Source organism: Pseudomonas citrullilanati, assembly GCF_030580855.1.
Lineage (GTDB): Bacteria > Pseudomonadota > Gammaproteobacteria > Pseudomonadales > Pseudomonadaceae > Aquipseudomonas > Aquipseudomonas citrulli.
Window position 1 is genome coordinate 54,342 of the sequence record NZ_JAUQOP010000008.1, and the last position, 15,473, is coordinate 69,814.

Annotated in this window: 14 protein-coding genes; 4 read left to right on the forward strand and 10 right to left on the reverse strand. The window is 62.8% G+C overall.

Features of this window, described 5'->3' with window-relative positions; genetic code table 11:
* Positions 1–39: 39 nt before the first annotated feature.
* From Q6A48_RS08345 to Q6A48_RS08360, 4 genes are all read right to left on the reverse strand, one after another.
* Positions 40–1,098, reverse strand: coding sequence for an oxidoreductase (locus Q6A48_RS08345; RefSeq protein WP_304553391.1), 1,059 nt, complete (start codon positions 1,096–1,098; stop codon positions 40–42).
* A gap of 44 nt (positions 1,099–1,142) precedes the next feature.
* Positions 1,143–1,403, reverse strand: a complete 261-nt coding sequence (locus Q6A48_RS08350) for a DUF2790 domain-containing protein (RefSeq protein WP_304553392.1) — start codon at positions 1,401–1,403, stop codon at positions 1,143–1,145.
* Between the two features lie 162 nt (positions 1,404–1,565).
* Positions 1,566–2,939, reverse strand: coding sequence for a heavy metal sensor histidine kinase (locus Q6A48_RS08355; protein WP_304553393.1), 1,374 nt, complete (start codon positions 2,937–2,939; stop codon positions 1,566–1,568).
* Positions 2,939–3,643 (reverse strand): heavy metal response regulator transcription factor, encoded by a 705-nt coding sequence (locus Q6A48_RS08360; protein WP_304553394.1) that lies wholly within the window; start codon positions 3,641–3,643, stop codon positions 2,939–2,941. Before Q6A48_RS08360 ends, Q6A48_RS08355 begins: the two co-directional genes overlap by 1 nt.
* Before the next feature lie 328 nt (positions 3,644–3,971).
* On the opposite strand from Q6A48_RS08360, the gene Q6A48_RS08365 reads away from it, so the two are divergent.
* Both Q6A48_RS08365 and Q6A48_RS08370 read left to right on the forward strand, forming a co-directional pair.
* Positions 3,972–5,630, forward strand: a complete 1,659-nt coding sequence (locus Q6A48_RS08365; RefSeq protein WP_304553395.1) for an MFS transporter — start codon at positions 3,972–3,974, stop codon at positions 5,628–5,630.
* A complete protein-coding gene (locus tag Q6A48_RS08370) occupies positions 5,627–6,769 on the forward strand; it encodes an HlyD family secretion protein (protein ID WP_304553396.1) in 1,143 nt (380 codons plus the stop codon). Before Q6A48_RS08365 ends, Q6A48_RS08370 begins: the two co-directional genes overlap by 4 nt.
* Before the next feature lie 31 nt (positions 6,770–6,800).
* Here Q6A48_RS08370 and Q6A48_RS08375 read toward each other — a convergent pair whose 3' ends face one another.
* Positions 6,801–7,232, reverse strand: coding sequence for a DUF1810 domain-containing protein (locus tag Q6A48_RS08375; protein ID WP_304553397.1), 432 nt, complete (start codon positions 7,230–7,232; stop codon positions 6,801–6,803).
* Positions 7,233–7,716: 484 nt separating this feature from the next.
* On the opposite strand from Q6A48_RS08375, the gene Q6A48_RS08380 reads away from it, so the two are divergent.
* Positions 7,717–9,342, forward strand: a complete 1,626-nt coding sequence (locus tag Q6A48_RS08380; RefSeq protein ID WP_304553398.1) for a methyl-accepting chemotaxis protein — start codon at positions 7,717–7,719, stop codon at positions 9,340–9,342.
* Between the two features lie 55 nt (positions 9,343–9,397).
* Positions 9,398–10,033 (forward strand): LysE family translocator, encoded by a 636-nt coding sequence (locus tag Q6A48_RS08385; protein WP_304553401.1) that lies wholly within the window; start codon positions 9,398–9,400, stop codon positions 10,031–10,033.
* Positions 10,034–10,099: 66 nt separating this feature from the next.
* On the opposite strand, the gene Q6A48_RS08390 is transcribed toward Q6A48_RS08385, so the two are convergent.
* The 5 genes from Q6A48_RS08390 to Q6A48_RS08410 form a co-directional block, all read right to left on the reverse strand.
* Entirely contained in the window at positions 10,100–10,888 is a 789-nt protein-coding gene (locus tag Q6A48_RS08390; protein ID WP_304553403.1) for a hypothetical protein, read from the reverse strand.
* Between the two features lie 151 nt (positions 10,889–11,039).
* Complete coding sequence (locus Q6A48_RS08395) at positions 11,040–11,459, reverse strand: group I truncated hemoglobin (protein ID WP_369811673.1); 420 nt, start codon at positions 11,457–11,459, stop codon at positions 11,040–11,042.
* A complete protein-coding gene (locus tag Q6A48_RS08400; RefSeq protein WP_304553507.1) occupies positions 11,459–12,322 on the reverse strand; it encodes a DUF3034 family protein in 864 nt (287 codons plus the stop codon). The genes Q6A48_RS08395 and Q6A48_RS08400 overlap by 1 nt, the downstream gene beginning before the upstream one ends.
* A 5-nt stretch (positions 12,323–12,327) precedes the next feature.
* Positions 12,328–14,685: a putative bifunctional diguanylate cyclase/phosphodiesterase gene (locus tag Q6A48_RS08405; RefSeq protein WP_304553404.1), complete on the reverse strand. Its 2,358-nt coding sequence runs from the start codon at positions 14,683–14,685 to the stop codon at positions 12,328–12,330.
* On the reverse strand, positions 14,669–15,346 hold the full coding sequence (locus tag Q6A48_RS08410; RefSeq protein ID WP_304553405.1) for a methylamine utilization protein: 678 nt from the start codon (positions 15,344–15,346) through the stop codon (positions 14,669–14,671). Before Q6A48_RS08410 ends, Q6A48_RS08405 begins: the two co-directional genes overlap by 17 nt.
* Positions 15,347–15,473 lie beyond the last annotated feature (127 nt).

The following is a 15,473-nucleotide window of genomic DNA, read 5'->3' on the forward strand; positions in this document are numbered from 1 at the left end:
GAGGATGGGCACCGGGCGAACCGGATGCCCACAGTTGCATCAGGGGTAAGTGACGCCGGTCAGCTGTTCAGAGACGGACCAGAGCCGCTCGGCATCCGCCGCTCCGGTCGCCGCGGCGGGCGTCTTGGCGAAGCCCAGCGGCCCGCGTTTTTCCTCGTCTCCGGTCGGGCCGTAATAGGCACCGCCGACGGCCTGTGGCGCGGTGGCGGCGTATAACGTGGGCAACGCCCCTTGCGCTGCCGAGTGGTACACGTCGCGGTCCTTTGCCCAGCGCTGGCCAAACTCGCTGTCGAGGCCCGGACCGCGGGCAATCAGCTCGGTGACCGCTACACCTGGATGCGCGGCAACGCTGCGAATCCCCCACTTTTCGGCGTCACTGCGCCGTTGCAACGCAAAGGCCCAATGCAGGATGGCCAGTTTCGATTGCGCGTAGGCTGCATAAGGGTCGTACTTGTGTTCGAACTGGAGGTCAGCAAAATTGACCGTACCGCGCCCCGCCGCAATGCTTGAAAGACTCACCACACGGGCGTCCTCGCTTTGGCGCAAGAGCGGCACCAGCAAGCCGGTCAATGCGAAATGCCCCAGGTAATTGGTCGCCAACTGGAGTTCATAACCGTCTGCCGAGAGGCCGCGTTCTGGCGGCGCCATGATGGCGGCATTGTTGATCAACACGTCGAGGCGCGGCAGTTTCTGGTTGAGGCGCTGGGCCAAGCCGCGCACGGATGAAAGATTGGCCAGGTCCACGGCCTCGAATTGCACCTTGGCGTCCGGCACCGCCTGTTGGATACGGGTGATGGCCTCGGCTCCGCGTTCTGGATTGCGCGCCGCGATAATCACTTCGGCGCCGGCACGCGCCAGTGCTAGCGCATCCTCATAACCCATGCCACTCGTGCCGCCGGTAATCAGGACGATCCTGCCGTTCTGGGGCGGAATGTCGTCGGTCGACCAGTCGGGTTTCGGGGCCACCCGGGCCGAAGCCTCGATGCCCACGGCGCTGAGCAACGCGACGCCGGCGACCAGCGCCCGAGTCAGTCTCAGCAGCGCACCGGTGCGGTTCTCGACGTCCAATGCACAAAAGCTTGTTGTTGTATTCCACATGGTTGAGTGCTCTCTATTTGCAGGTGAACCGGCACGGCCGGCGATTACTGGTTGGCACATGCGTCAGCCAATTGCAGAAAGCTGACCTGGCGGATTTCGCCGTGCTTATCCACGTAGGTCATCTTTGCCGGTACCACTTCGCACACGGACGATTGCGGCGCCTCGATACGAATGGCCCGGGCGACGTCCAGCGGCATGCCGTACTCGTAGGCCGGGGGTTGCACTTGTTCTTTGGCAAACAGGGATGAACCGCTCAAAGTGATGACGGCCAGCAGACTGGCGATCGATAAACTCTGGATATTCATGATGAGACTCCACGACTGCCTTTACCGAGATGGTGATAGGCACTCTAGGAGCAGGACACTGACGTCAAGGTGACTGCCGACTGACAGGAACATGTCAAACGCCGGTGCTGGGGAAGCGCCGGCTTGCGCTCTATGCAACAACGCAAGCCGACGGTGTGGCGGCTAGCGCGCCGCCTGGCTGGTCAGGGAAAAACCGAAGGTATTGAGGCCGTCCTTACTGTGGGCGAACACCTGGCCACCGTGCATGGAGGCCACCGCCCGTACGATAGACAGCCCCAGGCCATGGTGCGCATCACTTTGCGCCCGGGCGGCGTCGGCTCGATAGAAGCGCTGGAACAAGCGCTCCAGGTGTACGTTGTCAATCGGCTCGCCGGCATTGGACACGCTCACTTCGGCTTGCATGCCGTGGCTGACCAGGCTGATGGTTATCGTGCTAGCCGGCACTGCGTAACGCGCCGCGTTCTGTATCAGATTGGCCAGGGAACGGTGGAAAAGACGTCGGTCGATGCACACCCGCATGTCGCCCTGGATCACTACGCTCAGCTGCTTCTCGTGCAGGACGGGCTCCAGGTATTCCACCGTCTTCGACGCCTCTTCGTTCAGCGAGACATCACTCAGCTCGGTTGCTCGCTGCCCGCTTTCGGCTCCCGCCAGGAACAGCATGTCGTTGACGATGGTCCCCATCCGCTCCAGCTCTTCGAGGTTGGACTGCAAGAGATCCTGAAGCTCGTTCACGTCTCGCCCATGAGCCAACGCGACCTGGGTCTGGCCGATCAGGTTGGTCAGCGGCGTTCGCAGCTCATGGGCAACATTGGCGTTGAACCCTTCGAGCTGAACCCAGGCCGCTTCCTGGCGAGCCAGGGCGCCATTGAACGACACGGCCAGTTCTTGCAGCTCGCCGGGCAGCGCTTCGGTGTCCAATCGCTGCTTGGAATCCCCCGGTGGCAGGCTGTTGGCCTGACGGCTCAGGCGCCTGACCGGCCCCAGACCAAAACGCGCGATCCAGTAGCCCAGCAGCGCGACCAGCACGACGCCCAGCGCCGATGTCAGGACCAAGGTCTTGGTGAAATTGTCCAGGGTCTTCATGAACGGCGTCGAATCGAGCCCGACGATAAAGCGCAACTCCGGCCGGCTGCCCATGGCCGCGATGGTCTCGACCATCAGCATCATGGGCCGGTCCCGGTCAGGTACTTCGATGGTGGAAAAACCATCTGGGCGCTTGGACCAATCCTGGCCGTCCGGCATCGCCCCGCCATAGCTGTACGCGGGGTCGTCAACCAGGACCCAATAACGCACCCGCTCGTCCGCCGGTGTCAGGCCGTCGAGCTTCTGGCGCAAGCCGACCCAGAATTGCGGCGAATCATATTTTGCAAGCACCGGATCGAGCACGGAATGGCGCAGGATCAGCTCGTTCTGCATCTGGTCTGCGAGCGATTGCTTCAAGGAACAGCGCAACAGCGTCGCGCTGACAGCGGTGATGAGCGTGACCGCGAGGGCAAACATCAGGGCGAGCCGCTTGGCTATCGATCTTTTCATCACAGCGCACCGGCCTGCCTGTCGTTGACTTCACGACTCTCCAACACGTAGCCCATGCCGCGGACGGTGTGCAGCAGCTTGCGCGGATACGGCGCGTCAACCTTGGCGCGCACGCGCTTGATCGCAACTTCGACCACGTTGGCGTCGCTGTCGAAATTCATGTCCCAGACCTGTTCGGCAATCATCAACTTGGAAAGAATTTCCCCCTGGTGCCGTGCCAGCAGGCTCAACAAGCAGAACTCCTTGGCTGTGAGGTCCAGGCGCACCCCGCCGCGAGTCACCTTGCGTGCTTGCAGGTCGACTTCCAGGTCGTCGATGCGCAGGTGCGTCGGATCGGCGGTGTCGTCGGCGCGGCGTCGGATCAGGGCCTGGATGCGCGCGACCAGTTCGGCAAAGGAAAACGGTTTGGCCAGGTAGTCATCGGCGCCCTCTCGCAGCCCCCGGACCCGATCATCCACCGTGCCCCTGGCCGATAACATGATCACCGGAGTTTTCTTGTGCAGGCGCAGGCCCTGCAACACGCCGTAGCCGTCCTTGCCTGGCAGCATGACATCGAGGATCACCACGTCGTAATCCATTTCCAGCGCATAGTGCAGGCCATCGATGCCATTGGTCGCGACATCGACGATGTAGCCAAGCTCGCTCAGACCCCGATGGACGTAGGAGAACGTCTTTTCTTCGTCCTCGATAATGAGCAGACGCATCAAGTAATTCCTTTGTGGGAACGGGGGCAACCTACAGAGTCTAGACAGCAAAGGTGTCTGGAGACTGACCGCTTCCTGACATTCTTGTCAGAAATGTATCGACGGCCACGGCCCACGAGAAAACCCAGCGTTCAGCCAATGCTAAGCTAGCCTTGGCCCGGTTCGCTGAGCGTCACTTGGAGGCTTGATAAGCAACCATTTTTTCCGCCATCTTCAAAAACATCACGCCCCTGATGAACTCCTCGCCACCGGTCGCATCCGAGCATGCATAGGCATCCTGATTGCCATGCGACCGCACGGCTAACGCACCGACTACACACCACCATGAATGGATAAATACGCTCCCCGCCAGTGGTTGCCCCATGAAAAGCCTTCGATGCCGGGCTCGCCGTCGACGCCACTGCACCCGCCCCTCAAACGCCTGGCCTTCGGCCTGGTGGGCCTGCTGGTGGCGATCACCGGCGGCCTGGGCAATGCCCTGGTCACCGCCAACCTGCAGTTTCTGCAAGGGGCGTTGGGCGCGACTACCGCCGAGATGGCCTGGCTTCCCGCCGCCTACGTGATGACCAATGTGTCGATGAACCTGCTGCTGGTGAAGTTTCGCCAGGAGTTCGGCCTGCGCGCCTTCACTGAAATTTTCCTGATGCTGTACGCCCTGGTGACGTTCGCTCACTTGTTCGTCAACGACCTCAATTCGGCCATCGCCGTGCGCGCCGCCCATGGCATGGTGGGTGCGGCGCTGAGTTCCCTGGGCTTGTACTACATGATCCAGGCTTTCCCGGCCAAGTGGCGCCTGAAAGCGTTGGTACTTGGGCTGGGGGCGTCACAATTGGCGTTGCCGCTGGCCCGGATCTTCTCCGAGGACCTGTTGCAGATCGCCGAATGGCGCGGCCTGTACCTGTTCGAGCTGGGCCTGGCGCTGACGGCGCTGGGCTGCGTGCTGCTGCTCAAGTTGCCGCCCGGCGACCGTTTCAAGACGTTCGAGCCGCTGGACTTCCTGACCTTCGTGATCATGTCCAGCGGCGTCGCCCTGCTTTGCGCGGTGCTGTCGCTGGGACGCATCGACTGGTGGCTTGAAACGCCGTGGATCGGCGTCGCCCTCGCCGCCTCGATTGTCCTGATGGTCACGGGCGTTGCCATCGAGCATAACCGCAGCAACCCGCTGCTGATGACGCGTTGGCTGGGCAGCGGCGTGGCCTTGCGCCTGGCGTTCTGTGTGATCCTCATCCGCATGGTGACCGCTGAACAATCCACCGGCGCCGTGGGGTTTCTGCAGGCGCTGAACCTGGGCAGCGAGCAGATGCGCGGCCTTTACCTGGTGATGCTGTTGGGCGCGGTGTCGGGACTGGCGGTCAGCGCCCTGACGATCAATTCGCAGCACCTGGTACTGCCGCTGTTCATCTCGCTGGCGCTGATGGCCACCGGCTCGTTCATGGACAGCTCGTCGAGCAACCTGACGCGCCCGGCCCAGATGTACGTCAGCCAGTTCCTGCTCGCCTTTGGCGGAACCTTCTTCCTCGGCCCGACCTTGGCACTGGGTATCAGCCACATCGTCACCAACCCGCGCAACCTGGTCAGCTTTTCGGTGATGTTCGGCATCTGCAACAACCTGGGGGGCCTGATGGGTGCCGCGTTGCTGGGTACCTTCCAGATCGTCCGGGAGAAATTCCATTCCAGCTACCTGGTCGAGCAGTTGACTTTGCTCAACCCGCAGGTACTGAGCCGGGTGCAGGGCGGTGCGGCGTCCTACGCCGGGGTCATCAGTGACCCTGCCCTGCGCACGTCGATAGGCAACCGGCTGTTGGCTAACGCGGCGACCCGCGAGGCGAACATCCTGGCCTATAACGATGTCTTCATGCTGATCGGCAGCATTGCCGTATTGACCATGATCTGGATTTTCTTCCGCAGCCTGTGGCTGTGGCACACCACCCGCACGGCCAGTGCGGTTGCAACCCTCGACCCTAGCCGTGGTACCCCAGCGCAATGACCCAACCGACGACGACCACGACCACCGCCATCGCCGAAACCCCCGAAGGGGTCACCCCGCCTGCCAGCGCGGCCAGTGGACAACGCTCGTTGCGCCGGCGCGTGCTGTCCTTCCTGATCTTTGGCAGCGTCGCCATCGTTGGCGTGCTGGTGGTGCTCTACGCCTGGCAGTTGCCGCCGTTCAGCAGCGCGATCGAAAGCACCGAGAACGCCCTGGTGCGTGGGCAGGTGACGATCATCGGCCCGCAACTGAGCGGTTATGTGTTCGAAGTGCCGGTGCAGGACTTCCAGTTCGTCAAGGCCGGTGACCTGCTGGTGCGCCTGGACGACCGCATCTACAAGCAGCGCCTGCATCAGGCCGAGGCGCAACTGGAGCAACAGAAGGCGGCGTTGGCCAACAACCTGCAACAACGCAAGAGCGCCGAGGCGACCATCCTCCAGCGCCAGGCGGCCATTGCCGATAACCAGGCGCAAGCGAGCAAGAGCCGCGCCGACCTGCAGCGCAACGAGAAGCTGATCAGCGATGGCTCGGTGTCCCGCAGCGAACTGGACGTCACCCGCGCCGCGGATGCCCGGGCTGCGGCCGCCCTCGCCCAGGCCAAGGCCGCGCTGGAAATCGCCCGCCAGGATCTACAGACAGTGATTGTCAATCGCGCCTCGCTGGAGGCGTCGGTCGAGAACGCCAAGGCGGCCCTGGAGCTGGCGCGAATCGATCTGGACAACACCCGGATCACCGCGCCGCGCGACGGCCAATTGGGACAGATCGGCGTGCGCCTGGGGGCCTATGTCAATTCCGGCGCACAATTGATGGCCCTGGTGCCCGACACCTTGTGGGTGATCGCCAACATGAAGGAAACCCAGATGGACAAGGTACGGATCGGCCAGCCGGTGACGTTTACCGTCGATGCGCTCAACCACTTGAAGCTGCGCGGGCATGTACAGCGAATCTCACCGGCCACCGGCTCCGAATTCGCCCTGCTGCAGTCGGACAATGCAACCGGCAACTTCGTCAAGATTGCGCAACGCATCCCCGTGCGTATCAGTGTCGACCCCGACCAGCCCGAAGCCCGGCGTTTGCGGCCGGGTTTATCGGTCGTCGTCAGTATCGATACGCGGGAGACTGCGGAGCGTGGGCAGTAGTCATCGCGATGCGATCAGCATTGAATCGTGTTCACGTCCCGGGCTCCAGGAGACTCAAGGTCTTGGTATCGAGCTCCCCGGAATAGAACTGATCGAGCGCCTGTCGATACGACGGAGTTTCGGGCCGGACACTGGCGAACAATGTCAGGCAGGAACGCAGCTTGAGATCATCCGGCGAGCCGAATATCTGCCTGGCGCTCTTGTCGCGGTGTTGCATGAGCATTTCCACGCACGCTTCCAGGCGCGGCCCGAGCAGGTCGTGCCGCAGGTACGCCTCGGCCTCGGCGGCACCGGAGATGGCGAAGCGTTCTGCCATTTCGCTGCGGCCCAGCCCCTGGATCTGCGGGAATATGAACCACATCCAGTGGCTGGTCTTGCGTCCGGCGCGCAGTTCGTCCAGGACTCGATCGAACACCGGGCGCTGGGCCTCGACGAAGCGGGAAAGATCGAAGGTGTCGTGCATGATGCCTCTCCATGGATGAGCGGGTTACTTGCGCTGCGGTTCTTGTTCCTCTTGGGTAGGACCATTGCCAGCCACCATTTGTGCCCTCGCCCCCTCTGAATCCGCAGCGCTGGCCTGCGATGGCCAGCTCACCCGCAGCGGCTGCCGACGCCTTCGCGGGCAGGCCCGCTCCCACGGGGATTTGTGGTTGACCGCAGGTTTGTGAGCAGCCGAGATCCGCTGTGGAAGCGAGCCTGCTCGCGATGGATGAAGTCAGCCGGTTGGCAGGTATGCCCGTCGAGCGCACTACCTTCCCTCCAGTGGCCTGCAGACGGGTGGGCCCAATGGCGCTTGCGGACCTGGAAGCCATGCGCAGCTTTTAATCACTCTTCTCAAAAAAACCACGCGCAGCTCACAGAATTTTCATCGGATCTGACCAACCCTGTAGTGGCTGGCAAAGAGCCAGCTCCCACCCGGCGTACGTGGCACGCCACTGGAGCCAAGCATGAACCTGAGATCCCTCAATATCGCGCGCAGAGCTGCATTCTGCTTCGGTGCCATTACGCTGCTGTTGATCGGGCTGGGAGGGTTCTCCTATGTCCAGATCGACCATCTGCGCGCCGCGGAACAAGACATAGAAGAAAAATCACTGCCCAGCATTCAAACGGTCGATGACATTCAGATCGCGCTCCTGCACGCCCGCCTCGAGAGCATCCGGATGCTGGCCAGCACCGACCCCTCGGTCAAGAGCGCGTCGCAAGCCAAAGTACGAGAAGCCATGGAAACCCTGCAGTCGCGCAGCGAATTCTATCGGCAGAACCTGATTACCAGCGACAAGGACCGCGCGCAGCTCGATGACGCGCACAACGCGATGAACACCTACATCGACGGGCTGAAGCAAGTCATTACGATGGACACGACCGAGCATGACAAGGCCGTGGCCTTCGCCAACTCGGAACAGGCAAACCGCGCCAGCGCTTACCAGGAAAAGCTCACGGCCATGCGCGAGCTGAATAAACGAGAGACCGAGAAGTCGGGCGCCATCGCCACCGCCGTGTATAACCACAGCGTCAACATCCTGATGATTGTCGTGGTCGTCGCGCTGCTGCTCACGGTCTTCCTCGCGATCGCCTTGACCCGCAGCATCGTCGATCCGATCAATACCTCGCTGAAGCTGGCCGAAGACATCGCCGAAGGCGATCTGACCCGGCAGTTGGAAGTGACCGGACAGGATGAGGCGTCCCGCCTGATGCAGGCGCTCAACGTCATGTCGCAGAAGCTGCGGCGCACGGTCCTGGAAATCGCCGGGGCGTCGACTCAACTGAGCACGGCCGCCGTCGAGATGACCTCCATCACCGAAGACGCCGACCGTACCTTGCAACAGCAGAACAGCGAGATCGAGCAAGCCGCGACGGCCGTCAACGAGATGAGCGCAGCCGTTGAAGAAGTGGCGCGCAACGCGACGTCCACTTCCCAGGCCGCCCAGCAATCGAGCCTGTCGGCAGACCTGGGCAATGAACGCGTCGCCGAAACCCTGACAGCCATGCGCAACCTGACGAGCCTGGTGGAGGGTTCCTCGGCGCAAGTCCTGGCGCTGGCCGGCCAGGCCCAGGACATCAGCAAAGTGCTGAGCGTCATCCGGGGCATTGCCGAGCAGACCAATCTTTTGGCCCTCAATGCCGCCATCGAAGCGGCACGGGCCGGCGAACAAGGTCGAGGTTTCGCCGTGGTGGCCGACGAAGTCCGCGCCTTGGCACATCGTACGCAAACGTCGACCCAGGAAATCGAACAGATGATCTCGGCGATACAGGCAGGCTCCTCTGCCACGGTCGAGTCGATGCAAAAAAGCACCCAGGAGGTGCACAGCACCCGGAAAACCGCGGAAGACGCCGGGCAATCCCTGCAACAAATCACCCATGCCGTCCTGGAGATCAATGAGCGCAACCTGCAGATCGCGACGGCGTCCGAGCAGCAGGCCCATGTGGCACGGGACGTCGATCGAAGCCTGGTCAGCATTCGCGACCTGGCCACGCAAAGCAGCGAGGGAACCCGTCAAACGCTCATTGCCAGCAACGAGCTGTCGCACCTGGCGGTGAACCTGAACAACCTGGTGCTGCGATTCAAGACGTGACGATTGCCGTGTGAGCGCCTAAGCTGCCTGACACACGGCGCTCAAGGAATTGCCCATGTCAGTTGATTGGCACCACCTTCTACTGGTCTTCACCGTCTACATTGTCGGCGCGGCCAGCCCCGGCCCGAGCAACATGCGCATCATGGGCGTGGCGATGCATCAGGGCAGGCAGCCTGCGCTGATGCTCGCCGCTGGCGTCATCAGTGGTTCGTTTTTCTGGGGATCGATGGCGGCCACCGGCGTGTCGGCCATCCTGGCCCAGTACGCACAAGCACTCTTCGCCCTCAAGATCGCTGGCGGGCTTTACCTGCTGTTCCTGGCCTTCAAGGCCGGGCGCTCCGCCCTGACGCCTGATGAGCGCCTGAAAAAGGAGCTGGCGGCAGCACCCACCGTATCGGGCCTTGGCCTCTATCGACGCGGCTTGCTGATGCACCTGACAAACCCGAAGGCGCTGCTGGGGTGGATGGCGACGATGACACTGGGGCTGGGACCGCAGGCAACGCCCGCAACGGTGGCGATCATCCTGGCGGGCTGTGGGGTATTGAGCATTACCATTTTCTGCGGCTATGCGATCGTTTTCTCCACGGCTGCGATGACCCAGGGTTATCGCAAGGCGCGGCGATGGATCGAAGGCACCCTGGCATGGGTATTTGGTAGCGCGGGCCTGAAGTTGTTGTTTTCACGGCCTTGATTCAAGGCCAGCGCTGCGCATCGTGGTGAGCGGGTTGAGGACGGCATCCTTGTAGCTCTGCCCCACTCAGGCCACTTGCAACCCCGCCGCCTGCGCGATCTGCAACCGCCAGTTTTCCGCTTCCTGCCAGTCATTGCCAAACGACCAGGTGGTCCAGCCAGGCGTACCGGAGCCGATCTGGAACTGGATCTGCAAGGTGTAGCTGTGGTGCGTCGTACTGGAGGTATGGGTGGTGGAGCTGGAAGTGCCCTTGCCGATCTCGCCGCCCAAGTAGGTGTTGCGGACCTGTCGCTCGCTGTGGGTGGTGTGGGTGTTGGAGGTGTGCACGGTCTGGACTTTCTCATCCACCCGCACTTGGCGAACCACCCGCGCCGCATCGATCAGCGCATGCTGGTAGCCGGACTCTTGCGAATACAGATAGAGCACGGCGGTTTCCGGAAACAGCCCGAGCATGTCCTGCCCACGGGAGATCCAGCGGTAGTGCCCCAGGGCCTGCTCGGCGAGAAAGTCCGTGCATGCCTTGTGCAGCACGATACCGACGTTATCTTGAACGCGCTTGAGTTCGCGGCTTTCCTTGCGCCAGAACAACGCCAGCGGCAGGCTGAAGACCCAGGTTACACACCACAGCAATCCCGCGAGAATCGGGCCGCCGATGTAGTGCCCCTGGGCCACCCATTTGATCAGGAAATATCCGCAGACCAGCCCCTGGACGATCATGAACGGCTTGAGCACCACGTGCTTGCGCTGCGCCAGCCGTGCTTCGGCGGGCGGTATCAGCTGGCGCGCCTGTTCGACGCTGGGGGAAAGTGGGAAGTGGGTGATTTCAGGGCGGGTTGCGATTTCGCCATGGGACATGTGGAGAGGTTCCTGTGACTGCCGTGTCAGTGCCTGAGCGGCGTAGAGCGCGCACTATAGCGGTTGCCGGGCGGGCTGCCCATGCACCCGGCCATCAAAAGATCGAATGGGCGCTTGCCTGTGTCGGGGCCCGATGCCCGGACGGCGCCCCTCACTTTTCGATGACGTCGCCGCGCATCGGCGCCAGCCGCTTGATCAGGCGATTCTGCACCGGCACCGGCACGCGCTGGTCATCCATGGCGGCGATCAAGTCCTCCACCAGGGCGTTGAAATCGCTGCGGCTGATGCGCTGCCCCTTGTGACTCTCGGCCATGGTGTCGCCGGTGTAGGTGCAGGGACCGCCCGCTTCCACGCAAAACTGCTCGATCAGCTTGTCACGCAAGCGCTGGATATCAATCTTGCGAAAGCGCTCCACGATGCGCTCATCACGGGCAATGTGCAGCAGCATGCCCTCGACGATCGCGGTAATCCCCGGCTGGCCGCCCAGGTCGCGGTAGAGGCTGTCGTCCTTGGGCAAGGGCTGCGCGCAGGCCCCCAGGAGCACGATGAGGATCGGCAGGAGGACTCGCATCAGAAACTCCCCTGGATAGAGAGATACAGGCCATTCTGACTGTCGAGGGTCGCGATTTCACCCAGCCGCGCGTAGGCCAGCACCATGGAAACATGCTTGTTGGGGAAGTAACCCACGAACAGATCGGACCAGTCGCTCTCCCCGCTGAAGGACAGGTTGTCCGGCTTCTGCCGATATTCGGCGCCCAACGCCCAGCGTGGATTGAGCAACACCGCCAGCGAGCCTTCCTTCAACACACTGCGGGTGTCGCGACGATCGCCGCCAAAACCCAGCAACCCCAGTTCATTGGCGCGGCTGTAGCGCAGGCCGCCGTTGACCAGCAGGTTGTAGCCGAACGCGGCGCCCATGAATAAGCGGCTCGCCGCCAGGTAACCTTCGGTGTCGCTGTCGCGCCGGGCGCCCACCAGGCCGGGGATGAGGAAATTGTTCTGGTGCTTGTATTCCAGGCCTAGGGAAACCTGCGGCAAGGCGTCATAGATCACGTCACCGAACAGGCGCACCTTCATGGCGTAGATGTCCTGGCCCAGGCTGTCTTCGGGCAGGCTCAGCTTGTTCACCAGCGACCCCAGGTCGAAGCGCTGGCGGGCGAAGGACAGTTCGACCCGGTTGTCATAGGCCACGGCCAACCCGGCGACATCCAGCCGGTAGTCCGGCAATTTGACCGACGTCGCGAACGCGGTAGCGCCCCACTCCCCCTGCTCACCGTAGCCGGTAAGCATCGCCCAGGGCGTGATCCCGCCGCCCGCCGCGCCTTCCAGGCTGCTGGCGCCGCCCGTGGCGATCAGACGCCCGGCATCGGCATACACAGGTTGGAAGGCCAAGGCCATGCAGCAGCCGATCGACAGGAAAAAACGGGAAGCCATCATCTTCAATGAACCAGCGCTGTACGGAAATTCAGGGGCAGCGCCACCCAGGCCTCGAACGCCGCGGCGGTCAGCGGCCGGCTGATCAGGTAACCCTGGGCGGTATCGCAATGCCAACGTTCGAGCAGGCTCAGGCTGTGGGCGTATTCGACGCCCTCGGCCACCACCTTGAGCCCCAGGTTATGGCTCATTTCGATCGTCGAGCGGACAATCACTGCGTCTTCACTGGCCTCGTCCAGGTCGCGGACAAACGACTGGTCGATTTTCAACTCCTGCACCGGCAGCCGCTTGAGGTGCGCCAGGGAAGAATAGCCCGTGCCGAAGTCATCCACCGACAGGCTGATGCCGCAATCGCGCAACAGGTGAAGGTTCTTCAAGGCCCGCTCGGGCTCGCGCATGACCGCGCTTTCAGTGACCTCGAAAACCAATTGCTCGGCCGGCAGCCGGTGGGTGCGCAACAACGCCACGACCCGCTTGGGCAAGTCATCGCTGATGAGGTCTTCGGCGGAGATGTTCAACGACAGCTCCAGGCGCAGGCCACGGTCATTCCACTCCGAGAGCTGACGCATGCCCTCGTTGATCACCCACTGGGTCAGCGTCTGGATGCTTGCGGTGCGCTCCGCCAACGGGATGAACTCGCCGGGAGAGATCGGGCCCAGTTGCGGATGGTGCCAGCGCAACAGCGCTTCGGCCTGGCGGACATGCTGGTTGAGAAGGTTCAGCTTGGGTTGGTAATGCAAGAGCAGCTCGCCGTTGTCCGCCGCGTGGCGCAGGTCGCGAATCAAGGTGATCTGGCGCCGATGCGCCAAGTCACGCCCGTGCTGGTAGACCTGCAAATGACCCGGCATCTGCGCCGCGTCTTTCATCGCGATCGAGGCGCGCTCCAGCAGGCTCTGGGCACTCTCTCCATCGGCCGGATAGGCCGCGATCCCGAGCCTGCAGTCCAGCGCCAGGTCATGTCCGTTGATGCGCTGGGGCTTGAGCAGGAACTGCTGCAACTGGTCGGCGACCGCCACCGCCGCATCACTGTCCATCCCATCGAGCAGGAGCAGGAATTCCTCGGCGATCAGATGCGCCACGGTGTCACCCGGGCTCAACAGCGCCTGGATGCGTTGGCCGGTCTGGCGAAGCAACCGGTCGACGGTCTCGGGATCGACCGTTTCATTGATCGCGCGCAGGTTATCGAGGCCCATGAAGATCAGGGTCATCGGCCGTCTTGCCGCAATCGCGCTGCCCAGGCGCTCCATGGCCAGTGCCCGGTTGGGCAAATCGGTGACGGGGTCATGCAGGGCGTTGTGAGCCAATTGTTGCTCACGTTCGGCAATGCCCCTTTGCATGGTGTTGACGGCGTTGGCCAGCAGGCCGAGCTCGTCCTCTCGTTGCAATATCACCGGGGTCTGGTAATCGCCCTGGCCGATGCGTTCCGCCGCCAAGGCCAGCGATTTCACCGGCCGCGACACCCCGCGCGCCAGGAGCAAGGCGCCGACCAGCGAGGCGATCAGCGCAACCAGGGTGATCGCCAGGATCTTTTCATCCAGCGGAGCGAAGGCCTGCATGGCCACGTCGAGGGGGCTTTGCAACAGGGCGATCACCTGCCCGTTGTATCCGCCCGAGCCGTCGGCCAGCGTCAGGAGCTGGCTGAGGTAATTGTGATTCAGGTGCTCCGTCAGCATGGCCTCGCCGCGCAGGGAGGATCCGAGCATCAGGCTGGAAATCGACCCGTGCAACGCGTCGGGTTGAGTGCTGACCAGTTCCCCCGGCTGCTGTTGATCGACGGCAAGAAACGAAACCTCCAGGTTGGTGAGCGAGCGCAGTTCATTGGCGAAGGCCTTGTCCATGCTGAACCCCATCACCACCCTGGCGACGGGCAACGGCGTGAGCACGGGGGTTTCCACCAGCAAATGCGGCTTGCCCTGCAGCGGCACGATGACCATGGACTGGCGTGCACGCTGGGCCAGGCGCAGCGCGCCGTCGTACTGGAACGGCGAGCCTGCGGGCATGTGGTCGAGGGTACTGGCGAGTACGGTGCCGTCCATGCTCAGCAGGATCATGTCGCTGGCGTTGATCCGCTTGCCGTGGTTGATCAGCACCGAGCGGATGGTGGCAGCGTCGCGGCTGGCCACCGCTTCGCGAAAGCCGAAGTCGGCCGCCAGTAACTGCACGCCATCGGCCAGGCGCCGTCCCTGCGCTTCCAGCAGCCGCTCGAAGATCCGCGTGCCGACGTCCAGTTGCCCGTCGGCCTGGCTGCGCACCGCCGTACTCGTCGCCGCGTTGACGCTGAAATACAGCAAGCCGATCACCAGCAGCGACAACAGGATCATCACTGCGGCGACTTGTGCCTGGAAACTATTGCGCAGTTTCACGGGCGGCTCGCTTGAAGGCATCGCCGAACGCACTGCTGGCGGGTGCGGTCTGCTCGGGTAACGGTTCCAGCGCCAGCGTGTAGGTGTGCTTGAGCCCGCTCGCGGGGATCTTCAACGAACCGCCATCGACCGCCAGCATGCCCTTGAGCTGGGGGTGCCACAGGGTCACCCGGTATTCACCCATCGCCAGATCGCCCAGCGATACGCGGCCCTGCTCGTCACTGACGGCAAACAGGGGATCGTCGGTGACGAACACGTAGCCGAGCATCCGGTCGTGGATGTTGCAGCCCAGGACCACCACGCCCGGCTTGTCGAACAACACCGGTTCAGAGGGAGTGCCCTCGTACAGACGCAACTCGAAGCGTTTGGCCGGGGAAAACGAATAGACCTGATGGCGGATGTTGTCGCTATTGGGAAACTTGATCAGGCTGCCGGTGTGCACCGCCAGCACGTGGGGCGCAAACTGCTGGTTGCGCTGGTCCATGCTCGCGGCCAGTTTGGCCGGCGGTCCGCCGAGGGGGCCTTGCAAGGTAACGACGGCGTCGGTCAATGGCGTGCCCGAGGCCTCATGGATCTCGACATCGAGCTTGGCGGCAGCCGCCCATCCGCCAGGGCAAGCGAACAGCAACAGCAGCACGAACAGGGAGTTTTTTGGGGACATGCCAATTCCACGGGAAAACGATCGGGCGATTGTCTGGGTGACAAGCCCCGGACGTCGGCACCGGCTGTTATGCACGAGGTACCTGCCAGGGTATCGACCGATTGGCGCAAACCTGAACAGGTCTTTC